This window comes from Streptomyces xanthochromogenes, assembly GCF_014650455.1.
In the GTDB taxonomy this organism is placed as follows: Bacteria; Actinomycetota; Actinomycetes; order Streptomycetales; family Streptomycetaceae; genus Streptomyces; species Streptomyces xanthochromogenes.
On record NZ_BMUZ01000024.1, the window covers coordinates 47,056 to 70,371 of the forward strand.

Consider the following 23,316-nt stretch of genomic DNA (forward strand, 5'->3'; position numbering starts at 1 on the left):
CGTACGGGGGTGGCGGCGGGGCCGGTTCAGCGGCGCCGGTCCGCGGGCACCCCCATCGCGGTGAACAGTTCCTCCGCGGCCCGCTCGTGCCGGGCCGCCTCCTCGGTCCGGCCGAGTGCCGCCTGCGCGCGGGAGATGCCGGAGTGGGCGTAGGCCATCTCGATCCGGAAGTCGAGCGAGCCCGCCAGCTCGTACGCCCGCTCGTGCAGGGACAGGGCGGCCACGGCGTCGCCCCGGCGGCACAGATAGCGGCCGACGGTGTTCTCGATCTTGGCCCGGCGCAGTGGAGAAACGTTTGAGCTGACGGTACTCAGCGCGTGGTCCCCGAACTCGACGGCCTGCTCGGTACGGCCCAGCCGGTGGCATACCTCAGCCGACAGGGCGAGGGCCAGCGCCACCTGGCCGGGGTCGCGGTTCTCCTCGCACAGGGCGCGCGCCTGCTTCAGGCTCACCTCGGCCGCCTCGTCGTCCCCGATGCAGGCCTGCGCGAACGCCAGGTCGGTGAGCGCGACCAACTTGTTCTCGTGCCGCCCGACTTCGTCGCACAGCGCGATCGCCCGGCGGGCCGCCGCCGCGGCCTCCTCGTGCCGGCCCCACTGCTCGTACAGCGTGCTGAGCAGCGTGAGGCTCTCCGCCTCCGCACGGCTCGTGCCCAGTTCCCGCTCGTAGCCGATCGACTTCTCCAGATGCGAAAGCGCCTGGGGGAAGTGCCCGAGCAGACTGTTGAGCTGCCCCAGCGTGCTCTCGCTGTGGGCCAGGGTCTGGAGATCGCCGAGCTGCTCGGCGACGTTCCGGCCTTCGGTCGCGATCTCGACGGCCTCGGTGAACCGCCCCAACTTCCAGCAGGCCACGCCCAGGTTGGACAGGCTGACACCGAGCAGCGACAGCTCGCCTAGCCGTCGCGCGGCGGACACCGCCTCCAGGCCCATCGAGCGGAACTCCTCCAACTGGCCGCGCGCGCTGAGCTGGAAGGCCAGGTTGCGGGTCAGGAGCACGGTGTGCCGGTCGCAGCCGAGCCGCCGGGCCACCCCCACCATCCCGAGCAGCGCCCCCTGTTCCCGTGCGAACCAGTGCTCCGCCTGCCCGCGCCCGGCGAACCGCGGCGCTGCCACGGAGGTTTCCTCGGGGCCGGCGGGTATTCGGCGGCGTCCCGGGAACATGACCTGGCACGCCGAATCCGTCGCCGCCAGGTAGTAGTCGAGGAGCCGGTGCACCGACGCGTCGTCGTCCCCCTCCGTCGCCCCGGACCGCAGGCTGTGCGCGAAACTGCGCACCAGGTCGTGGAAGGTGTAGAGGCCGATCTCCGGCTGCTGCAAGAGGTGTACGTCGAGGAGGAGTTCGAGGATGTCCTCGGCGTCGCGCGGGTCCGTACCGAGCAGCGCGGCGGCGGAGTGCACGTCGATGTCGCCGCGCGGATGCAGGGCCAGGATGCGGAACGCGGTCCGGCACTCCTGGTCCAGGGCCTGGTACGACAGGCGCAGGGTGGCGGCGACGCTGCGCTGGCCCGAACTCAGCTCGTCCAGGCGGCGCGCCTCGTCGCGCAGCCGGTCGGCCAGATAACGCAGCGTCCAGCGGGGCCGGTTGCGCAGCCGGGCCGTGGCGATGCGCAGCGCCAGCGGCAGATGGCCGCAGAGCCGGGCCAGTTCAGCGGCGGCCTCCGGCTCGGCGGCGTACCGCTGCTCGCCCAGGGTCTCCGCGACCAGCTTCGCGCACTCCTGGGGCGACATCACGTCGACCGAGATCCACTGCGCCGAGTCCAGTTCCACCAGACGGGCCCGGCTGGTGACGAGCACCAGACAGCCCGGCCCGGTCGGCATCAACGGGCGCACGTCGGCGGCGTCGGCGGCGTTGTCGAGCAGGAGCAGCAGCCGTCGGCCCGTGATCGTCGCCCGCCACAGTGCCGTGCGGCCCGCGAGGTCCTCCGGGATGCGCTCGCCCGGTACGCCGAGCGCGCGCAGCAGGCTGTCCAGCGCCCCGCCCGGCGTGACCGGCTCCTCGCCGGGGGTGTAACCGTGCAGGTCGATGTAGAGCTGCCCGTCGGGGAACTCGCCGGCCAGACTGTGGGCCGCGTGGACGGCGAGCGAGGTCTTGCCGCTGCCGCCCATGCCGTCCAGGGCCACGATCCGCGAATGACGCGCGTAGTCCCGCCCCGCGCAGTCGAGGAGCTCCGCCAGTTCCCGCTCCCGGCCGGTGAAGTCCGCCAGGTCGTAGGGCAGGGTGCAGGGGGCGTCGGCGGGTGCGGCCGGTGCCGGGGCGGCGGGGGTCACCGGTGCCGGGGTGGGGGCGGGCACGGGCGCGGCCAGCTCCGGGCTCTCGCGCAGAATCCCCTCGTACACCCGGGTCAGACCGGGGCCCGGGTCGACGCCCAGTTCCTCGACGAGGAGCTCGCGGACCCGGCCGTACTCCTCAAGGGCCTCCGCCTGCCGACCCGCCCGGTACAGGGCCAGCATCAACTGGGCGCGCAGCGTCTCGCGCAGCGGGTGGCTCTGCGCGAAGTCCCTAATGTCGCCGACGAGTTCGGTGCTCTCGCCGAAGCCGAGCCGCAGCTCGAAGAGGGACTCGGCGGCGGCGAGCCGGCGTTCCTCGAACGCAGTGGCCGCCGCCTCGATCACCGGACCGCCGGCCCCGGACAGGATCGGGCCGCGCCACAGGCCGAGCGCCGCGCGCAGCGCCTCGGCCGCCTCGCCCGGCCGGCCCCCGCCCGCCGCGTCCCTGGCCGACTGCACCAGCAGCGCGAACTCGGTGAGGTCCAGCTGCTCGGGGCCCAGCTCCACGCGGTAACCGGGGCCGTCGGTGACGATGACCTCGCCGCCGTCCGGTATGCGCCGCCGCAGGTCGGCCACGGCCTTGCGCACCTGGTGCGAGGCCGTGGCGGGCGGGTTCTCCGCCCACGCGGACTCCACGAGGCGGCCGATCGGCAGTACCCGGCCGGCCTCCAGCAGGAGGGTTCCCAGCACACGTTCCTGGATGAGTCCGCCCAGCCGCAGCCGGGACCCGTCCGCCCAGCCCTCCAGCGGACCCAGCACGTTGAAGCGCAACGAACCCGCCTCGGCATCGCTCATGCCGTGAGCCCTCCCCCAGGTCACGAATCCCCGCCCCGGCCGGATCATAGCCCGTTCCCTGCCCTAGGTAACGGGGCGGTACGCGTTCGGTAAGCACCACCGTCACCTTGAGGTCCACCAGGCGGAATTGAGACAGGCCCTCGTCGACGGGCCCACACGCAAGTCGAGGAGAGTGGCCATGACGGAGCAGGCAGCTACGGACGGACTCGCCAGACAGCTGAGAGCGGCACGCCGGTGGGCGGGAATCACCCAGGAACAGCTCGCCGGCCTGTCCACCGTCAGTGTTCGAGCCATCCGCGACCTGGAGCAGGGGCGGGTACGGCACCCGCGCCGCGAGACGCTCCGGCTGCTCGCCGACGCCATGCGGCTGGGCGACGCCCGGCGCGCGGCGCTCGAACTCGCCGTCGAGGGCGCACCCGCCGACACCGTGATGCGCGAGGCGTTCGGGGCCGAACTGGCCCCGCCGCCCGAGCCGTTGCGTCGCCTGGTCGGCCGGACCGAGGAGCTGCGGGCCCTCACCGGGCTGCTCGCCACCGAGCACGAGCGGCTGCTGACCGTGGTCGGCATCGCGGGCGTCGGCAAGACCCGGCTCGCCCAGGAGGCCGCGCTGCTGCTGCACACCCGCGACCGGATGCCCGTCCTCTGGGTCGACATGGGTACGGCAGCAGCGGCGGCCGGCTCCGCCCGCAGTCCCCGCGCCGCGCTCACCGCCTGGGCGCGTTCCCTGGCCGACGGCGGTCCGGGCCTCGACGAACTGGCCTCGGTCGTCCGCGACCGCGCCGCCCTCCTGGTCCTCGACGGCCACGACGCCGCATCGCGTCCGGCCCCCCAGCTCCTGGAGCTGCTGCACAGCTGCGAGCGCCTCAAGGTGCTGATCACCGCGCGGGAACCGCACCGCACCCCCGGCAACCGGCTGCTGCCGCTCGCCCCGCTGCCGCTGCCCGCCCCGGAGCCGTCGTCCGACGCCGCCACACCGCTGCCCGGGGCATCCCTCAGCGCCGGGGAGCCTGCCGTGGAACTGATGCTGTCCTACGTCGGCCACATGCGTCCCGACCTGCTGCCCACGGACTCCGTCGTGCGCACGGTGGCCCGGATCTGCCACGCCCTGGACGGGGTGCCGAGGGCGATGGAGTCCGCCGCGTCCTGGCTGCTGCTGCACTCGCTGGAGGAGTTGCTGAGGATAGCCAGGACCAGCCCCCTGGACCTCGTGGACGACGCCACCCTCTCCGACGTCAACGAAGAGGGGCTCGGCGCGGTGCTCGCCGCGGCGGTGGGCCGGATGGACGCCGCGCAGGCCACCCTCCTCGGCGACCTGGGTGCGCTGGCCGACGGCTGGACCGCCGAGCAGGCCGCCGCCGTCCTGGCCGTCCCCGCCGCGACCGTGGCCCGCGAGGTCCACGCGCTGATGCTGCGGGGACTGGTCCGCCGGCTGCCGGCGGCGGCGGAGGGTGCCAGCCGCTTCGGGGTCCTCAACCTGGTGCGGGGGCTCGCGGCGGATCGCGCGGGGGCGGCGGCCCGGCGGTCCGCGGCGCTGGTGCACTGAACCCGGCGGGTGGCCCGGCCGTCCGAGGTGCTGATACGGCCCGGCGGTCTGCGGTGCCGGTGCGGCCCCGCGGTCTGCGGTGCCGGTGCACCAGGGGTCGGCCGCGGCTCGCGGTACGTCCTCAACTACGCCTGTTGTTAAGCCACTTGATCCATTCACCTCACTTGCCCCTGCCCTTGCCTCTCCTATCCGCTACCTGTTGCCCGCTGCTTCTCCCCCCTCTCCTCCCGACCCTCTCCTCCCGACATCCGTCCGTCACCGAAAGGGCCTTCCCGCCATGCGCAACCTGATCTCGCTCGCCGACCTCCGGCCCGAGCAGCTCACCCGTATCGTCGCCCGCGCCGTCGAGTTCGGCCGAGGGGATGTAGAGGACCGTCCGCTGGCCGGCCGCCAGGTGGGCATCTTCTTCCGCAAGTCCTCCACCAGGACGCGTACGTCGTTCTGGAGCGGGGCCACCCGCCTGGGTGCCGACGTCATCACCTTCGGGCCGGACGAACTCCAACTCTCCACCGGCGAGACCGTGGAGGACACCAGCCGCGTCCTCGGCCAGTACCTGGACGCCCTCGTCGTGCGCACCAACGGCGACGTCGAGGAGATGCGCCGGCTCGGCACCAGCCCGGACCTCGCCGTCGTCAACGCGCTCAGCCTGGACGAGCACCCCACCCAGGCCATCGCCGACCTGGCCACGCTCACCGAGCGCTTCGGGTCCCTCGCCGGCCGCCATCTGCTCGTCGTCGGCGAGGGCAACAGCTCCGGAGCCGCCCTCGCGCTGGCCGGGGCGCTCGTCCCCGAGCTGCGCGTCACCCTGCTGTGCCCCGAGGGCTACGAGGTGCCCAAGACCGTTCTGGACGCGGTCGACGAGCTGAGCGGCGGTCACCACCAGGTCGTTCAGATCACCGACCCGGACGCGGTCGACGGCCCGGTGGACGCGATCTACACCAGCCGCTGGCAGACCATGGGCGTGCCCAAGGCCGACCCGAACTGGCTGGCGTCCTTCGAGGGGTTCCGCATCGACCGCGACTTCTTCGACCGCCACAGCGGCGCGCACACCGTGTTCCTGCACGACCTGCCCGCCGTGCGCGGCCAGGAGGTCACCGACGAGGTCCTGGACGGCGAGCGCAGCCTCGCCTGGCGACAGGCGCACCACAAGATGACGGCCGCGATGGCGGTCCTGGAGTGGTGCGTGGTGGGCCTGGACGACTGAGGACGTACGGGGCCCACGCACACCGGGGCGGCGTCGGTACCGGCTCCGAGCGAGCCGTACCGACGCCGCCCCGGTGTGGGCCGGACGGTTCAGGCTCCCATCGCGGCCACCACCGAACGCGGGCGCAGGTCGGTCCAGTTGGCCTCGATGTACTCGGTGCACTCCTGCTTGCTGCCCTCCTCGTGCGCCTGCTGCCAGCCGTCGGGACGACGGATGCGGGCGGGCCACAGCGAGTGCTGGCCCTCGTCGTTGACCAGGACGACGAATCGGCCGTCGGCGTCGTCGAACGGGTTGGTTGCCATGGAAGTCACCTCTGTCGGTCCGTGGAACAGGTCGGTACGGGGCGTCGCCTCCGCACCGCTGCCTCGACGCTAGGCAGCGCGGCCCGCGAAATCGGGCAGCACGGGCGGCAGTTGGGCGGCATGACGTCGACGCCGCCGGCTCCGCGGTCAGGCCGGCACGGCCGTGACCTGGCGGGCGCGCGTGACGGCGACCCCGGCGGCGACCGCCGCGGCCCGCACCGCGCCGAGCGCCTCGCGCAGCAGTTCCGTGCGCAGCTCGGGCTGGTCGGCGAGCTCGGGCCGGTCGGCGTCGAGCAGTTGCACCGCCGCCTCAAGGACCGCGAACTTCGCCTCACCCACGGCTTCACGGCGATCGGCCTGGGACATGGCCTCGCGCAGCGCCGCGGTCAGCAATTCGTCGGGGGCGGCGACAGGGGCGATCTGGGACATGGGTCCACTCCTTCGCAAGGTACGGCAAGGCAGGGTCGAAGCCGGTAACTCGCTTGTCCGCTTTCCTCGTTGATCTCAGCCATTCGATCCGGGTCGTTCGATCCGGGTGGTTCGATCTCGGACGTTGATCCCGCGCGAGTGCGCCGGCTGTGCGGGCGGGTACCGAAGTGGCGACGCGATCGCGTTCCTTCGCGTCCTTCACACCGGTCCGGCACCGGAAAGCGACTGTACGTCGGGCCGTGAATCCCGTATCGACCGGCAGCGGCAACTGCCGCCCGGCTGCCGCCTCGGGCGCCGGTGAGCCGCGTGACGCGTTCCTACGATCAATGGCGTAAGGAAGTTCCGAGCCATCCAGGACCTCCTTCTCCCATTGACATCCCATGATGCGGACGAAGTGATGAAGCAGCCTGCGGAATTGGCGCCCCGAGATACGTCCGGGCCGCTGGACGTCGTGGTCACCGGACTGCCGTCCGATGCCCACACCTGGAATCTCGTGTTCATGCAATTGCTGCTCGAAGACCTCGGACACCGAGTCGTCAATCTGGGGCCGTGCATCGCCCAGGACGAGATCGTCGAGTCGTGCTGCAAGTACCAGCCCGACCTGCTCGTGGTGAGCAGTGTGAACGGCCACGGATTCCACGACGCCGAATACCTCGTGCGGGCGCTCCGGGCACGCTGGGAGCTGGCCGGGCTGCCGGCCGTCGTCGGCGGCAAGCTCGGTGTCCGGGGTGCCGAGGGACAGGACGGGCAGCGCCGGCGGCTGCTGGCGGCGGGCTTCGACGCCGTGTTCCACGACGAGCAGGGCCTCGCGCCCTTCGAGGCGTTCGTCGCCGCGCTGGCGGCCGACCGCACCCGAGTCGTGCCGGGCGACGGTCAACTCAGCGCACAGTGCGCCGAGTTCGAGGCCAATGACAGTCAACTCACCGCCGGTCGCGGTGCGCTCGTACCGGTCGGCGCTCGGGAAGGAGCGGCTCGATGACGTCCTTCGGCCGGTTCGTGGCCGCCGCCCGCGCCCGGGGCACCCTCGTGGTGCAGCCTCGCATGGGCTTCTCGGAGCCCGCCCGGATGCGGGCCGGACTGCTCGCCACCAAGGGCGCGGCGGAAGCGGTCGCCGGCACCCTCACCATCGACAGCTACACCCGCGTCTGCGACGAACCGGCCGCCGTACGCGCCCTCAACGCGGACGTCTCCCTCAACGGCTACCCCATCACCTCCTACAGCCCGCACACCTCCCACTGGGTCCTGGACGGCATTCCCGGCCCGGGCTTCCCCGTCCAGGTCCGGCACGGCTCGGCGAGCCCGCAGCGGATCGTCGCCGCGCTCGCCCGGCTGGGCCTGACCGCCACCGAGGGCGGCCCGGTCTCCTACTGCCTGCCCTACGGCCGCACCCCGCTGGTCGACTCGATGCGCAACTGGCAGGAAGCCTGCGAGCAGTTGGCCGCGCTGCGCGCCCAGGGCGCCGAACCGCACCTGGAGAGCTTCGGCGGCTGCATGCTCGGCCAACTCTGCCCGCCCGGACTGCTGGTGGCGATCAGCGCCCTTGAGGGGCTCTTCTTCCACCGGGCCGGACTGCGTTCCATCTCCCTCAGCTACACCCAGCAGACCAGCCCCGAGCAGGACCGGCAGGCCGTGCGCGCGCTGCGCCGCCTCGCGGCCGAGCTCCTGCCCGACACCGACTGGCACGTCGTCGTCTACACCTACATGGGGGTCTACCCCCGCTCCCCGCACGGCGCCCGCGCCCTGCTTGAGCGCTCCGCCGAACTCGCGGTCCTGGCCGGCGCGGACCGGCTCATCGTGAAGACCGCCGCCGAGGCGCACCGCATCCCGACCGTCGCCGAAAACGTGGAGGCCCTGCGCGTCGCCGCCCGGGCCGCCGCCCGCACCACGGCGCCGGCCGCCGCCGTCGCCCTCGACACCGCCGACAACCCCGTCTACGCCGAGGCCCGCGCCCTCGTGGACGCCGTACTCGACCTGGACGGCGACCTCGGCAGCGCGCTGCTCAAGGCGTTCGAGCGCGGCTACCTCGACGTCCCCTTCTGCCTGCACCCCGACAACGCCGGCCGCACCCGCAGCCACATCGACGCGGACGGTCGGCTCACCTGGTCCGACATCGGGGCGCTGCCCATCGGCCGGGTCACCGGACAGCGCGGCGCCCGGCTCACCGCCGCCGGCCTGTACGACGCCCTGACCTACGTGCAGCGCCGCTACGACGAGGCGCCCGACCCCCGCCCCGCTCCCGGCCCGCAGCGTGCTGCCGCCGACGGGCCCGCCCACGAACTGCTGGAGGTATGACCATGACCGTGACCGCCCCCGAGGCCGTGGACGAGGCAACGGTGCCGTTCCCGTCCTCGCCCGACGCCCACCTCACCGACCCCCGCACCCGGGCCACCCTGCGCGTGCAGAGCCGTATGCTCGCCGCCACCCGCGCCTTCCTGACCGGGCAGGGCTTCCAGGAACTGCTGCCGCCCCTCATCGGACCGGTCACCGACCCCGGCATCCGGGGCTCCAAGCAGGTGGACGTCGACTTCTACGGCCACAAGTACAAGCTGATGACGAGCGCGATCCTCTACAAGCAGGCCTCGCTGCTCGCTTTCGACAAGATCTTCTACATCGCGCCCAACATCCGCCTGGAGCCGGTCGAGACGGCCGTCACCCACCGCCACCTCGTCGAGTTCCACCAGATCGACGTGGAGATGCGCGACGCCCGCCGCGAGGACGCGATGCACCTCGCCGAGCAGCTCGTCACCCACGTCGTCACCGACGTGGTCGCCTCGATGCCCGCCGAACTCGACGTGCTCGGCCGCGACACCGACACCCTGCGCCGGGCCGTCACCGAGGCCTTCGGCCGCGTCGGACACGCGCAGGCCACCGCCGGCCTGATCGACGCCGGGCACCCGCAGGACCCGGCCGCCGAGATCGACTGGCAGGGCGAGGAGATCGTCTCCGCGGGCGCGGACCGCCCCTTCTTCATCACCGACTATCCCAAGGGCTCGCGCGGCTTCTACGACAAGGAGAACCCCGAACAGCCCGGCGTGCTGCGCAACTTCGACCTCATCGCCCCCGAGGGCTACGGCGAACTCGCCAGCGGCAGCGAGCGCGAGCACGACTACGCCACCCTCGTCACCAGGATGCGCGAGACCGGCGAGAACCCCGCCAAGTACGGCTGGTACCTGGACCTGGCCCGCCGCGGCATCCCCGGCAGCTCCGGCTTCGGCATCGGCCTGGAGCGCTTCACCCGGTACGTCACCGGACGGCAGGTCGCCTGGCAGGCCAGCGCCTACCCGAAGCTCCCCGGGGTGGTGTCGGCGTGAGCACCGCACTCGTCGCGCACGGCTTCCCCGAGGAACAGGTCCGCGCCCGGGCCCGGCTCGGTGCCGCCGCCGCCTTCCCCGCCGAGTCCGGCTACGGCAGCGGACTGCTCGGCGCCGGCCCGGCACCGTATGTACCGGCCCCGGACGACGACCTGGAGCGCATCCGGATCGTCCCGCCGGTCTTCATGCCCGAGCGCCTGAAGAAGCTCATCGACCTCGGCCGCGAACCCCTCTACAGCGACGTCGACCTCGAAACCGTCATCGGCGGATTCACCAGCCGACTGCCCTTGTACGTCTCCGCGTTCGGCTCGACACAGGTGGCCAGCCACGACCTCGGGGAGGCCGCGGGACGGCAGGCGGCCCAGCTCGGCGTCCCGCTGGTCATCGGCGAGAACGTGGTCCCCGTCAACGGCTACCGCAGTGCCGGCGACACCGGTGTCACCCCGCTGCTCGGCCGGATCGCCGCCTACGCCGAGGCCGCCGACGAGATGTTCGGCGGCGTCGCCGTCCAGCAGTCCACCGAGGACGCCGACGCCGAGGTGTGGAACCTCGTCTACAGCGACCCCGTCAGCGAACCCCTGCTCGCCACCGGCCGGCTCGCCTTCGAGCTGAAGGTCGGCCAGGGCGCCAAGCCCGGCCTCGGCGGCCTCACCGTCCTCGGCCGGGACACCGCGAGCCGCGTCGCCGAGCAGTACGCCACCGACGAGGTGTTCGGCGCCGACAGCGACCGGGTGCTGCGGGTCAGCAGCCCCGGCACCTTCACCGAGGAGATCCTGCGCCAGCAGGTCCGGCTCATGCGCAACAACTTCCCCCGCGTGAAGGTGTGGGTGAAGCTGCACCCGGGCCGGGACGTCGCCCTCGCCGCGGCCACGGCCTGGGCGGCAGGCGCCGACGCCGTCACCGTCGACGGCGCCGAGGGCGGCACCGCCTGGGCCCCCACCGGCTTCCTCTCCCACGTCGGGCTGCCGCTCGCCGACTGCCTGCGCCACCTGGGCCGCACGGACCGCTGCCTCCTGGCCAGCGGCCGCATGTGGGAGGGCACCCGGGCCGTGAAGGCGCTCGCCCTCGGGGCCCGCGCCGTCGGTCTCGGCCGGGCCGCGCTCCTCGCCGTCGACGAGGACCGCGAGGCCGGTCTGCGCCGCCTCGTCGAGGCCTTCGCCCTGGAGACGCGGATGCTGACCAGCGCGGTCGGCAAGTACCACGTGGGCGCCCTCGACCCCGAGGACCTGCTCCTCCCGGCCGCCTGGCACACGCCACCGGCCGCGCCCGGCGCCGCCTGACCCGGGCACCACGCCCCGCGCCTTTTCCGCACCGCACACGCGATTCCCCAGTCGTGGCCGCACCGGTTTCCGGCACGCCGCGAGACCCGTGCAGACCCCGAACTTCGAGAATGGTGTCGAGAAGATGTCTCACCAGTACCCCGCCACCCCCGTCGACCTCGACGCCTACAACAACACCGCCGTACGGCTGCCGGAAGGCGCGCTGCACGAGCTGTTCGCCGCGCAGGCCGCCCGCACCCCGGACGTGACGGCGCTGGTGTGCGAAGGCCACGAACTGACCTACCGGGCACTGGACCGGGCCGCCGACGCCCTCGCCCACCGGCTGAGGACCCGCGGCGTGCGCCCGGGGGACGCCGTCGGCCTCTTCCAGGACCGCTCCCTCGGCTACGTCGTCGCCATGCTCGCCGTCCTCAAGGCGGGCGGCGCCTACGTCCCCCTCGATCCCCGTCAGCCCGAGGAACGGCGCGCGTTCATCCTGGCCGACACCGGCGCGGTCCTCCTCCTGACCGACCGCGACGAGCAGGCCACGGCCTTCGCCGGCACCGTGCCCGTCCTCCGCCTCACCGACGACGTCACCGAACCCGCCGAACATGCCCCACCCCTCGAACTCGCGGTGCATGCGGACCAGTTGGCGTATGTGATGTATACGTCGGGGTCGAGTGGGACGCCGAAGGGTGTGGCGAATACGCATCGCAATGTGGTGGAGCTGGCGTTGGACCCGTGGTGGGGTGCGGGGGAGCGGCACCGGCGGGTGCTGGCGTATTCGCCGTTGGCCTTCGACTCCTCGACGTACGAGCTGTGGGTGCCGCTGCTCAGCGGTGGCACCGCGATCGTGCTGCCCGCCCCGAAGCTGGACATCGCCGAGCTGGCCGCGGCGCTCACCGAACACCGGGCCACTGCCGTGTATTTCACGACGGCGTTGTTCGATGCGATGGCGTCGGAGGCGGTGGGGGCGTTGGCGGGTGTGGAGGAGATTTGGACGGGTGGTGATGTGCTGTCGGCGCCGGCACTTCAGCGGGTGTTGGAGGAGTGCCCGGGGACGATGGTGGTGCATGCGTATGGGCCGACGGAGTCGACGGTGTTCTGCAGTTATCAGGTGTTCGGGCCTGGTGAGCGGGTGGTGGATCGGCTGCATTTGGGTGTGCCGATGGCCAATACGCGGATGTATGTGCTGGATGAGGGGCTGCGTCCGGTGGTGCCGGGTGTGGTGGGTGAGTTGTATGTGGCGGGGAGTCATCTGGCGTGGGGGTACATCGGTCGTCCGGGGTTGTCGTCGGAGCGGTTCGTGGCCGATCCGTTCGGTGCGTCGGGTGAGCGGATGTACCGGACGGGTGATCTGGCGCGGTGGAACGAGTTCGGTGAGGTCGTTTTCGAGGGTCGTGCCGATCAGCAGGTGAAGCTGCGGGGTTTCCGGATCGAACTGGGGGAGATCGAGGCGGCGTTGGTGTCGCACGAGTCGGTCTCGCAGGCGGCGGTGGTCGTGCGTGAGGACCGTCCCGGCGACAAGCGCCTCGTCGCCTACGTCGTATCGGAGGCCGACGCCGACACCCTGCACGGGCACTGCGCCGAGCGCCTCGCCGAGTACCTGGTGCCCTCCGCCTTCGTCGCACTCGCCGAACTGCCGCTGACCGCCAACGGCAAGCTCGACCGCGCAGCCCTGCCCGCACCGCAGGCCGGCGGCGCCACGGGCCGGGCCCCGCGCACACCCGCCGAAGAGGTGCTGTGCGGACTGTTCGCCGACATACTCGGCGTGCCCGCGGTCTCCGTCGACGACGACTTCTTCCGCCTCGGCGGGCACTCCCTGCTCGCCACCCGCCTGGTCGGCCGCGTGCGCAGCGCCCTCGCGACGGAACTGACCCTGCGGGACTTCTTCCAGTACCCGACCGTCGCCCGGCTCGCCGAGCACATCGCCGGCGGCGCCGGGACGGCCCCGCGCCCCCAGCTCACCGTCGTCCCGCGCTCGGACGAGCACCTGCCGCTGTCGGCGGCCCAGCGGCGGCTGTGGTTCCTGGACCAGATGGAGGGCCCCTCCAGCACCTACAACATCCCGCTCACCGTCACCCTCACCGGCGCCGTCGACCCCGAGCTGCTGCGGCAGGCCATCGGTGACGTGCTCGCCCGGCACGAGGTGCTGCGCACCAGCTACCCGGTGCACGACGGCGAGCCCCGGCAGCACATCGCCCACCCCGACGAGGTGACCGTCCCGCTGGCCGTCGCCGACGTCACCGAGGACGAGCTGGCCGACCGGATCGCCGGGGAAGCCGCGCACCTCTTCGACCTCGCGGCCGAACTGCCGCTGCACGCGGCCCTGTTGAGGACCGGCGCCGACCGGAGCGTGCTGGTCCTGGTCGTCCACCACATCGCCTCCGACGGCTGGTCCAACACCCCGCTGATGCGGGACCTCGGCACCGCCTACACGGCCCGCGCCGAGGGCACGGCCCCGAACTGGGAGCCGCTGCCGGTCCAGTACGCCGACTACGCGCTGTGGCAGCGGGACCTGCTCGCCGAGCACGAGGGGACGCAGCTCGACCACTGGCGCACGGCACTCGCCGGGCTGCCCGCCGAGTCGACCCTGCCCGCCGACCGGCCCCGCCCCGCCGTCGCCTCCTACCGGGGCAGCACCCACACCGTGCACTGCCCGGGCGAGACCCACCGGGCGCTCACCGCGCTCGCCAGGGAGTCCGGCGCCACGCTCTTCATGGTGGCGCAGGCCGCCACGGTCGCGCTGCTCTCCCGCTCCGGGGCCGGGACCGACATCCCGGTCGGCTCCCTGGTCGCGGGCCGCACCGACGGGGCCCTTGAGGACCTGGTCGGCTTCTTCGTCAACACGCTGGTCCTGCGCACCGACGCGAGCGGCGACCCCACCTTCCGCGATCTCCTCGACCGGGTGCGGGAGACCGACCTGGGCGCCTGGGCACACCAGGACCTGCCCTTCGACCGGCTGGTGGAGGCCCTCAACCCGGAGCGGTCCGCCGCCCGGCACCCGCTCTTCCAGGTCATGCTCACCCTGGCCGAGGCCGCCGAGGCCGCCCCCGCGCTGCCCGGGGTGCGCGCCAGGACCGGCCAACCCGGCATGGGCACCGCCAAGTTCGACCTCACCGTCAACTTCTACGAGCACCGCGACCGGACGGGCGGCCCGAACGGGCTCGACATCGTCCTGGAGTACGCCACCGACCTGTACGACCCCGCGACGATCGAGACCGCCGCCGACCGGCTGACCCGGGTCCTGGACGCCGTGATCGCCGACCCCGACGTCCGGGTGGCCGACATCGAGCTGCTCACCCGCGACCAGCGCCGCGCCCTGCTCACCGACTACAACGACACCGCCGCCACCCTGCCCACGGGCACCCTGCACGAACTGTTCGCCGCGCAGGCCGCCCGCACCCCCGACGCGCCCGCGCTGGTGTGCGGGGAGAGCGAGCTGTCGTATCGCGCGCTGGACCGCGCGTCCGATGCCTTCGCCCGCCGCCTGGCCGGCCTCGGCGTCGTCCCCGGCACCGCCGTGGGTCTCTTCCTCGACCGGTCACCGGAGTACGTGGTCGCCGCCCTCGGCGTCCTCAAGGCGGGCGGCGTGTACGTACCGCTGGACGCCCGTCAGCCCCGCGAGCGCCTGGCGTTCATCCTCGCCGACACCGGCGCCACCCTCCTCGTCACCGACCGGGACGCCCCGGCCGACGGCCTGACCCCGCTGTCCCCGCCGGACGTCCCGGCCCTGCTGGCCGAGGCCGATGCCGACTCCCTCCAAGTCCCGGTGCATGCGGACCAGTTGGCGTATGTGATGTATACGTCGGGGTCGAGTGGGACGCCGAAGGGTGTGGCGAATACGCATCGCAATGTGGTGGAGCTGGCGTTGGACCCGTGGTGGGGTGCGGGGGAGCGGCACCGGCGGGTGCTGGCGTATTCGCCGTTGGCCTTCGACTCCTCGACGTACGAGCTGTGGGTGCCGCTGCTCAGCGGTGGCACCGCGGTGATCCTTCCGGTTTCCAAGGTCGATGTGGCCGAACTCGGCGACGCCCTCGTGCGCCATGGCATCACCGCGGTGTATTTCACGACGGCGTTGTTCGATGCGATGGCGTCTGAGGCGGTGGGGGCGTTGGCGGGTGTGGAGGAGATTTGGACGGGTGGTGATGTGCTGTCGGCGCCTGCGTTGCAGCGGGTGTTGGAGGAGTGCCCGGGGACGACGGTGGTGCATGCGTATGGGCCGACGGAGTCGACGGTGTTCTGCAGTTATCAGGTGTTCGGGCCTGGTGAGCGGGTGGTGGATCGGCTGCATTTGGGTGTGCCGATGGCCAATACGCGGATGTATGTGCTGGATGAGGGGCTGCGTCCGGTGGTGCCGGGTGTGGTGGGTGAGTTGTATGTGGCGGGGAGTCATCTGGCGTGGGGGTATGTGGGTCGTCCGGGGTTGTCGTCGGAGCGGTTCGTGGCCGATCCGTTCGGTGCGTCGGGTGAGCGGATGTACCGGACGGGTGATCTGGCGCGGTGGAACGAGTTCGGTGAGGTCGTTTTCGAGGGTCGTGCCGATCAGCAGGTGAAGCTGCGGGGTTTCCGGATCGAACTCGGCGAGATCGAGGCGGCGTTGGTGTCGCACGAGTCGGTCTCGCAGGCGGCGGTGGTCGTGCGTGAGGACCGTCCCGGCGACAAGCGCCTCGTCGCCTACGTCGTGGCCGACGGCGACACCCGCGTCGACACCGAAGCGCTGCGCCGGTACGCCGGTACGGCACTGCCCGAGTACATGGTCCCGGCCGCCTTCGTGGAGCTCGACCTGCTGCCGCTGACCGCCAACGGCAAGCTCGACCGCCGTGCGCTGCCCGAGCCCAGGCTCGGCACCGGGCCCGGTGGCCGACAGGGCCGTACGCCCGTCGAAGAGGTGCTGTGCGGGCTGTTCGCGGACGCGCTGGGGCTGCCCGCCGTCTCCATCGACGACGACTTCTTCCGCCTCGGTGGGCACTCCCTGCTCGCCACCCGCCTCGTCAGCCGCGTCCGGCGCACGCTGGGCGCCCGGCTGTCGGTGCGCGATCTGTTCCGGTGGCCCACCGTGGCCCGGATCGCGGCGTTCATCGCCGACGGCACGGATGAGGACCGGCGGCCCGCGCTGGTGGCGGGGGAGCGGCCCGAGCGGATACCGCTGTCGGCGGCCCAGCGGCGGCTGTGGTTCCTGGACCAGATGGAGGGCCCCTCCGCCACCTACAACATCCCGCTCGCCGTCCGGCTCGTCGGCACCCTCGACACCGACGCGCTGCACCTCGCCCTGGGCGACGTCGTGGCCCGGCACGAGGCGCTGCGGACCGTCTTCCCGGCCGAGCAGGGCACCCCGTACCAGCAGGTCCTGCCCGCCGACGAGGCCCGGCCCGCGGCGGCGCTGATACCGGCGACCCGCGAGGCGCTGCCGGAGCTGCTGCGCGACCTGTCCGCCACCACTTTCGACCTGGCCCGCGAACTGCCGCTGCGCGCCGACCTGTTGCGGGTCGAGGACGACGAGCACGTACTGCTCCTCGTCATCCACCACATCGCCTCCGACGGCTGGTCCACCACCCCCCTCGTGCGGGACCTGGCCGCCGCCTACACGGCCCGCGCCGAGGGCACGGCCCCGAACTGGGAGCCGCTGCCGGTCCAGTACGCCGACTACGCGCTGTGGCAGCAGGCGCTGCTCGCGGCGGACGAGGAGCGCCAGCTCGACCACTGGCGCCGGGTGCTCGACGGGCTGCCGGAGGAAGTGACGCTGCCCGCCGACCGGGCCCGGCCCGCCACCGCCTCGTACCGGGGCGCCTCGCTGACCGTGCGCTGCCCCGCAGGTCTGCACGCCTCGCTCACCCGACTCGCCCGCGAGAGCGGCACCACCCTGTTCATGGTCGCGCAGGCGGCCACCTCGGCCCTGCTGGCACGCTCCGGCGCCGGCAGCGACATCCCCATCGGTTCCCCGGTCGCGGGCCGGAGCGAGGAGGCGCTGGAGGAGCTGGTCGGGTTCTTCGTCAACACGCTCGTGCTGCGCACCGACGTCAGCGGCAACCCGACCTTCCGGGAACTCCTCGACCGGGTGCGGACGACCGACCTCGCGGCCTGGGCACACCAGGACGTGCCGTTCGACCGGCTGGTGGAGGCCCTCAACCCGGAGCGGTCCGCCGCCCGGCACCCCCTCTTCCAAGTCATGCTGTCGGTCACCGACGCCGACACCCCGGTGCCCCAACTGCCGGGCCTGCACGCCGAGTCGGAGTTCACCGCGCTCGGCATCGCCAAGTTCGACCTCACCTTCACCTTCCACGAGCACCGCGCCCCCGACGGCGGCCCGGCCGGTCTCGGCATCACCGTCGAGTACGCCACCGACCTGTACGACCCGGCGACCGTCTCGGCCGTCGCCGCACGGCTGGTACGGCTGCTCCAGGCCGCCGCCGACACCCCGGACGCACCGATCGGAGCCCTCGATGTCCTGGCCGACGACGAGCGGGCGCGGCTGCTCGACACCTGGCACGGCACCCGGCAGGTCCGGCCGGCCGCCGCGCTGCCGGAGCTGTTCGCCGGGCAGGCCGCCCGCACACCCGACGCCGTCGCCCTCTCGCACGGCGAACAGCGGCTGACGTACGCCGAGTTGGACCGCAGGGCGAACCTGCTCGCCCACCGGCTGATCGCCGAGGGGGTGCGGCCCGGCTCCCGGGTGGCGCTCTTCCAGGAGCGCTCACCGGAGGCGGTCGTCGCGATCCTCGCCGTCGTCAAGGCCGGCGCGGTGTACGTGCCGCTCGACACCCGCTACCCGAAGGACCGCGTCGACCTCATCGTGCGCGTGTCGGGCGCGGAGGTGTTCCTCACCGACCGCGACCTGACGGGCTTCGCACTCCCGGACGGCGCGCGCGTCCTGTCGGTCACCGGCCCGGCCGGCTCGTACGCCGACACGGCCCCCGAGGTCACCGTCCACCCGGACCAGCTCGCCTACGTCATGTTCACCTCGGGCTCGACGGGCGTGCCGAAGGGCGTCGCCGTCACCCACCGCAACATCACCGAGCTGGCCGCCGACGACCGCTTCACCGGCGCCGCGCACCGCCGGGTCCTGCTGCACTCGCCGCTCGCCTTCGACGCGACCACCTACGAACTGTGGGTGCCGCTGCTGTCCGGTGGCACCCTGGTCGTCGCCCCGCCCGGCCTGCTGGACACGGCCGCGCTCACCCGGATACTCGCCGATGAGTCGATCACCGGGCTGTGGCTGACGGCGGGTCTGTTCCGGCTGGTCGCCGAGGAGGACCCGGCCGCCTTCGCGGGCCTGCGCGAGGTGTGGACCGGCGGTGACGTGGTGCCGCCGGAGGCGGTACGGCGGGTCATGGACGCCTGCCCGGACCTCCAGGTCGTCAACGGCTACGGGCCCACCGAGACCACCACCTTCGCCAGCGCCCACCCGCTGCACCGCCCGTTCGACTACGCGGGTGCCCTGCCCATCGGCCGCCCCCTCGACAACACCCGGCTCTACGTCCTCGACGAGCACCTGGAACTGGTCGCCCCGGGCGTCCCCGGCGAGCTGTACATCGCCGGCACCGGACTCGCCCAGGGCTATCTGGACCGGCCCGGCCTCACCGCCGAACGGTTCGTGGCCGACCCGTACGGACCGCCGGGTGTGCGCATGTACCGCACCGGTGACCTGGTGCGGTGGTCGCGGGACGGTGAGGTCGAGTATCTGGGCCGTGCCGACCAGCAGGTCAAGCTGCGGGGCTTCCGGATCGAGCCGGGTGAGATCGAGTCGGCCCTGGTGGCCCACCCGTCGGTCGCCCAGGCCGCGGTGGTCGTGCGTGAGGACCGCCCCGGTGACAAGCGCCTGGTGGCCTACGTCGTCGGCGAGGACGTCGATCTCGACGCCCTGCGAACCGACGCGAGCGAGGCGCTGCCCGACTACATGGTCCCGGCCGTCTTCATGGCCCTGGACGCCCTGCCGCTGACCGCCAACGGCAAACTCGACAAGCGTGCGCTGCCCCGGCCCCCCGTCGTGGCCGGCAGCGGCGGCCGGGCGCCGCGCAACCCCCGCGAGGAAGTCCTGTGCGGCCTGTTCGCCGAAGTCCTCGGCGTGCCGTCCGTCTCCGTGGACGACGACTTCTTCCGCCTCGGCGGGCACAGCCTGCTCGCCACCCGGCTCATCAGCCGGATTCGTACCGTCCTCGGGGCCGAACTCCCGGTCCCCGCCCTCTTCGAGAACCCGAACGTGGCCAGGCTTGCCGAGCGGCTGGACCGCGCGGAGAGCGCACGCCCCAAGCTGCGGCCGATGCGCCGGATGGGAGCCTCCCAGTGATCCCCTTGTCGTACGCCCAGCAGCGCCTGTGGTTCCTCGCCCAACTGGAGGGCCCCTCGGCGACCTACAACATCCCGCTCGCCCTGCGGCTGTCCGGCGACCTCGACACCGAGGCGCTCACCCTGGCCCTCGCGGACGTCGTCGCCCGGCACGAGAGCCTGCGCACCGTCTACCCCGAGCGTGAGGGCACCCCGTACCAGCACATCCTGCCCGCCGAGGACGCCCGGCCCGAGCTGCCCGTCCTGGCGGCCGGCGAGGACACCCTCGCGGACGTCCTCGCCGCCGAGTCCGCGCACGTCTTCGGGCTCGCCGCCGACCTGCCCGTCCAGGCCCGGCTGATCCGGCTCGGCGAGCGGGAACACGTCCTGCTGGTCGTCATGCACCACATCGCCTCCGACGGCTGGTCCATCGCCCCCCTGCTGCGCGACCTGGCCCACGCCTACGGGGCCCGCAGAGCGGGTCACGCGCCCCAGCAGGAACCCCTGGAGATCCAGTACGCCGACTACACCCTCTGGCAGCAGGAGGTGCTCGGCGAGCCGGACGCCGACGACAGTCTCATGAACCGCCAACTCACCTACTGGCAGGACAAGTTGGTGGGACTCCCCGAAGAGGCCACGCTGCCCGCCGACCGGCCGCGCCCGGCCGTCGCCTCCTACCGCGGCGACACCGTCACCGTGCACTGCCCGCCCGGAACGCACACCGCTCTCGCCGACCTGGCCCGCGAGAGCGGCGCCACCCTCTTCATGGCCGCACAGGCCGCCCTCGCCACCGTGCTCGCCGTCTCCGGCGCGGGCCCCGACGTCCCGATCGGCTCCCCGGTCGCCGGCCGCACCGACGAAGCCCTGGACGACCTCGTCGGGTTCTTCGTCAACACGCTCGTCCTGCGCACCGACGTCGCCGGCGACCCGACCTTCCGGGAACTCCTCGGGCGGGTGCGGGAGACCGACCTGGGCGCCTGGGCACACCAGGACCTGCCCTTCGACCGGCTGGTGGAGGCCCTCAACCCCGAGCGCAGCGGCGCCCGGCACCCCCTCTTCCAGGTCATGCTCACCCTGGTGCAGGCCGGCTCCACCGACCCCGGCACCGACTTCCCGGGCCTGCGGACCCGCGCCGAATACTCGGCCACCCGCACCGCCAAGTTCGACCTCACCGTCGGCTTCGACGAGCACCTGACCCCCGACGGCCTGCCCGCCGGCCTCGACATCACCGCCGAGTACGCCACCGACCTGTACGACCCCGAGACCGTAGAGGCCCTGCTCGGCCGGCTGCTGCGGCTGCTCGGCGAGGCGGCCGCGCACCCCGACACCCCGCTGTCCGGCCTCGACCTCCTCGACCCGGCCGAACACACCCTGCTGCTCGACACCTGGACCGGCCGCGCCACCCCGGTGCCGGACGCCTCCCTCGCCGCCCTTTTCGCCGCGCAGGCCGCCCGCACCCCCGACGCCGTCGCCCTCACGCACGCCGGCCGTTCCTGGACGTATGCCGAGGCCGACGCCGTGTCCAGCCGGTTCGCGCAGCGCCTCGCCGGTCTCGGCGTCGGCCCGGAGACCGTCGTCGCCGTTCTGATGGAACGCTCCGCCGACCTGGTCCTCGCCCTGCTGGCCATCGTCAAGGCGGGCGGCGTCTACGCCCCCCTCAACGCCGTCGACCCGGCCTCCCGGCTCACCCGCATCCTCGCCGACACGGCAGCCCCGCTCCTCCTGGTCGACCGCAACCTCGCCGACCACGAGCTCGTCGCCGAGGCGGGCGACACCCGGGTCCTTCTGGTCGACGACCTCACCACCGACACCGAGACCGCGGCCCACCCGGCGACCGCCCCCGAGGTTGCGGCCCACCCCGACCAGTGGCTGTACGTCATGTTCACCTCGGGCTCGACGGGCGTGCCGAAGGGCGTCGCCGTCACCCACCGCAACGTGGCCGAACTCGCCCTCGACCACCGCTGGCGGCGCGCCGCGCACCAGCGCGTCCTCTTCCACTCGCCGCACACCTTCGACGCCTCCACCTTCGAACTGTGGGCGCCCTGGCTGACCGGCGGCACGGTCGCCGTCGCACCGGCCGGCGTCCTCGACACGGCCGCCCTGGCCGCCGTACTCGCCGAGGAGTCGATCACCGGGCTGTGGCTGACGGCGGGTCTGTTCCGGCTGGTCGCCGAGGAGGACCCGGCCGCCTTCACCGGGCTCGGCGAGGTGTGGACCGGCGGTGACGTGGTGCCGCCGGAGGCGGTGCGACGCGTCATGGACGCCTGCCCGGACCTCCAGGTCGTCAACGGTTACGGGCCCACCGAGACCACCACCTTCGCCAGCGCCCACCCGGTCCGCCGCCCGTTCGACTACGCGGGTGCCCTGCCCATCGGCCGCCCCCTCGACAACACCCGGCTCTACGTCCTCGACGACCACCTCGGCCTGGTCGCCCCGGGCGTCCCCGGCGAGCTGTACATCGCGGGCGCAGGCCTTGCCCGCGGTTACCTGCGCCGCCCCGCCCAGACCGCCGAACGCTTCGTCGCCGACCCGCACGGCCCGGCCGGGACACGCATGTACCGCACCGGTGACCTGGTGCGGTGGTCGCGGGACGGTGAGGTCGAGTATCTGGGCCGTGCCGACCAGCAGGTCAAGCTGCGCGGTTTCCGGATCGAGCCGGGTGAGATCGAGTCGGCCCTGGTGGCCCACCCGTCCGTCGCCCAGGCCGCGGTGGTCGTACGTGAGGACCGCCCCGGTGACAAGCGCCTGGTGGCCTACGTCGTCGGCGAGGACGTCGACACCGCGGCCCTGCGCCGCCACGCGAGCGAGGCACTGCCCGACTACATGGTCCCGGCCGCCTTCGTCCTCCTCGACACCCTGCCCCTGACCGGCAACGGCAAGCTCGACCGGCGCGCCCTGCCCGCACCCGACCTGAGCTCCGACAGCACCGGGCGCGCCCCGCGCGATCCCGCAGAGGAGGTGCTGTGCGGCCTGTTCGCCGATGTTCTCGGCCGCCCCTCCGTCACCATCGACGACCACTTCCTGCGCCTCGGCGGGCACTCCCTGCTCGCCACCCGCCTCGTCAGCCGCATACGCACCGCCTTCGGCGTCCGGATCACCGTCCGCGACATGTTCCAGCACCCCACGGTCGCCCAGCTCAACGAGCTGATCCAGACGAGCAAGGGCGACAAGGCCCGCCCCGCGCTGGTGGCCGGCGTACGCCCCGCACGCCTCCCGCTCTCCTCCGCCCAGCAACGGCTCTGGTTCCTGGACCAGTTGGAGGGACCGTCGCCGACGTACAACATTCCGATCGCCCTCCGCCTAACCGGCCCTCTCGACATCGCCGCACTGCGCCGCGCCCTCACCGACGTCGTCGGGCGCCACGAGGCCCTGCGCACCGTCTTCCGGGTGGCGGACGGCGAGGCGTACCAGCTCGTCCTGGCGGCCGACGAGATCGACGTACCTCTGCCGGTCGTACCCGCCGACGAGGACACGCTGCCCGCGCTGCTCGCCGAAGAGAGCGCCAAGGCCTTCGACCTCACGGCACAACTCCCGCTGCGGGCGGCCCTGTTGAAGGTGACGCACGAGGACCACGTCCTGGTCGTCGTCACCCACCACATCGCCTCCGACGGCTGGTCGAACGCCCCCTTCTTCGCCGACCTCGACCGCGCCTACGCGGCCCGCACCGAGGGCACGGCCCCGGGCTGGGAGCCGCTGCCGGTCCAGTACGCCGACTACACCCTCTGGCAGCAGCGGCTGCTGGCGGATGAACAGTCCCCTCAACTCGACTTCTGGCGCTCGGTGTTGGCCGAGTTGCCGGAGGAGGCGACGTTGCCGGCCGATCGGCCGCGTGCTGCTGTCGCTTCCTATCGCGGGGCCACTCACAAGGTGACCGCCCCCGCTGTCACGCATGCTGCTCTGACCGGGTTGGCGCGTGAGACCGGTACCACGTTGTTCATGGT

Annotated in this window: 11 protein-coding genes; 8 read left to right on the forward strand and 3 right to left on the reverse strand. The window is 72.8% G+C overall.

The genetic code is table 11. The annotated features are described in order from the left end of the window. Window positions 1-26: 26 nt before the first annotated feature. A complete protein-coding gene (locus IE267_RS38165; RefSeq protein WP_189766422.1) occupies window positions 27-3,062 on the reverse strand; it encodes an AfsR/SARP family transcriptional regulator in 3,036 nt (1,011 codons plus the stop codon). A gap of 178 nt (window positions 3,063-3,240) precedes the next feature. On the opposite strand from IE267_RS38165, the gene IE267_RS38170 reads away from it, so the two are divergent. Next, the gene (locus IE267_RS38170) at window positions 3,241-4,605 is read left to right on the forward strand and encodes a helix-turn-helix domain-containing protein (RefSeq protein ID WP_189766423.1); all 1,365 of its coding nucleotides are present in this window, start codon (window positions 3,241-3,243) and stop codon (window positions 4,603-4,605) included. A 277-nt stretch (window positions 4,606-4,882) separates the two neighbouring features. Next, window positions 4,883-5,809 carry an ornithine carbamoyltransferase gene (locus IE267_RS38175; protein ID WP_189766424.1) on the forward strand — a complete coding sequence of 309 codons (927 nt, stop codon included), beginning with the start codon at window positions 4,883-4,885 and terminating at the stop codon, window positions 5,807-5,809. An 89-nt stretch (window positions 5,810-5,898) separates the two neighbouring features. On the opposite strand, the gene IE267_RS38180 is transcribed toward IE267_RS38175, so the two are convergent. Next, window positions 5,899-6,111, reverse strand: coding sequence for an MbtH family protein (locus IE267_RS38180; RefSeq protein ID WP_161248062.1), 213 nt, complete (start codon window positions 6,109-6,111; stop codon window positions 5,899-5,901). A 147-nt stretch (window positions 6,112-6,258) separates the two neighbouring features. Further along, complete coding sequence (locus tag IE267_RS38185; RefSeq protein WP_161248064.1) at window positions 6,259-6,540, reverse strand: hypothetical protein; 282 nt, start codon at window positions 6,538-6,540, stop codon at window positions 6,259-6,261. Window positions 6,541-6,937: 397 nt separating this feature from the next. Here IE267_RS38185 and IE267_RS38190 point away from each other — a divergent pair, with 397 nt between their 5' ends. The 6 genes from IE267_RS38190 to IE267_RS38215 all read left to right on the forward strand — a co-directional run. Continuing rightward, the gene (locus IE267_RS38190) at window positions 6,938-7,519 is read left to right on the forward strand and encodes a cobalamin B12-binding domain-containing protein (protein ID WP_189766425.1); all 582 of its coding nucleotides are present in this window, start codon (window positions 6,938-6,940) and stop codon (window positions 7,517-7,519) included. Beyond that, on the forward strand, window positions 7,516-8,832 hold the full coding sequence (locus tag IE267_RS38195) for a methylaspartate mutase (RefSeq protein WP_189766426.1): 1,317 nt from the start codon (window positions 7,516-7,518) through the stop codon (window positions 8,830-8,832). Before IE267_RS38190 ends, IE267_RS38195 begins: the two co-directional genes overlap by 4 nt. Before the next feature lie 2 nt (window positions 8,833-8,834). Then, complete coding sequence (locus IE267_RS38200; protein ID WP_308428890.1) at window positions 8,835-9,851, forward strand: asparagine synthetase A; 1,017 nt, start codon at window positions 8,835-8,837, stop codon at window positions 9,849-9,851. Continuing rightward, a complete protein-coding gene (locus IE267_RS38205; RefSeq protein WP_189766428.1) occupies window positions 9,848-11,131 on the forward strand; it encodes a glutamate synthase-related protein in 1,284 nt (427 codons plus the stop codon). The genes IE267_RS38200 and IE267_RS38205 overlap by 4 nt, the downstream gene beginning before the upstream one ends. A 124-nt stretch (window positions 11,132-11,255) precedes the next feature. Next, on the forward strand, window positions 11,256-19,397 hold the full coding sequence (locus IE267_RS38210; RefSeq protein ID WP_189766429.1) for a non-ribosomal peptide synthetase: 8,142 nt from the start codon (window positions 11,256-11,258) through the stop codon (window positions 19,395-19,397). Continuing rightward, window positions 19,394-23,316, forward strand: a 3,923-nt coding sequence (locus tag IE267_RS38215) for a non-ribosomal peptide synthetase (protein ID WP_189766430.1), incomplete at its 3' end; no start/stop codon positions are given. The genes IE267_RS38210 and IE267_RS38215, both read left to right, overlap by 4 nt.

What these genes read in the sequence shown, in the direction of transcription:
- IE267_RS38190 (WP_189766425.1), top strand. Translation starts at nt 6,938, where the DNA reads ATGAAGCAGCCTGCGGAATTGGCGCCCCGAGATACGTCCGGGCCGCTG.
- IE267_RS38175 (WP_189766424.1), top strand. Translation starts at nt 4,883, where the DNA reads ATGCGCAACCTGATCTCGCTCGCCGACCTCCGGCCCGAGCAGCTCACC.
- IE267_RS38165 (WP_189766422.1), bottom strand. Translation starts at nt 3,062, where the DNA reads ATGAGCGATGCCGAGGCGGGTTCGTTGCGCTTCAACGTGCTGGGTCCG.
- IE267_RS38170 (WP_189766423.1), top strand. Translation starts at nt 3,241, where the DNA reads ATGACGGAGCAGGCAGCTACGGACGGACTCGCCAGACAGCTGAGAGCG.
- IE267_RS38195 (WP_189766426.1), top strand. Translation starts at nt 7,516, where the DNA reads ATGACGTCCTTCGGCCGGTTCGTGGCCGCCGCCCGCGCCCGGGGCACC.
- IE267_RS38200 (WP_308428890.1), top strand. Translation starts at nt 8,835, where the DNA reads ATGACCGTGACCGCCCCCGAGGCCGTGGACGAGGCAACGGTGCCGTTC.
- IE267_RS38180 (WP_161248062.1), bottom strand. Translation starts at nt 6,111, where the DNA reads ATGGCAACCAACCCGTTCGACGACGCCGACGGCCGATTCGTCGTCCTG.
- IE267_RS38210 (WP_189766429.1), top strand. Translation starts at nt 11,256, where the DNA reads ATGTCTCACCAGTACCCCGCCACCCCCGTCGACCTCGACGCCTACAAC.
- IE267_RS38185 (WP_161248064.1), bottom strand. Translation starts at nt 6,540, where the DNA reads ATGTCCCAGATCGCCCCTGTCGCCGCCCCCGACGAATTGCTGACCGCG.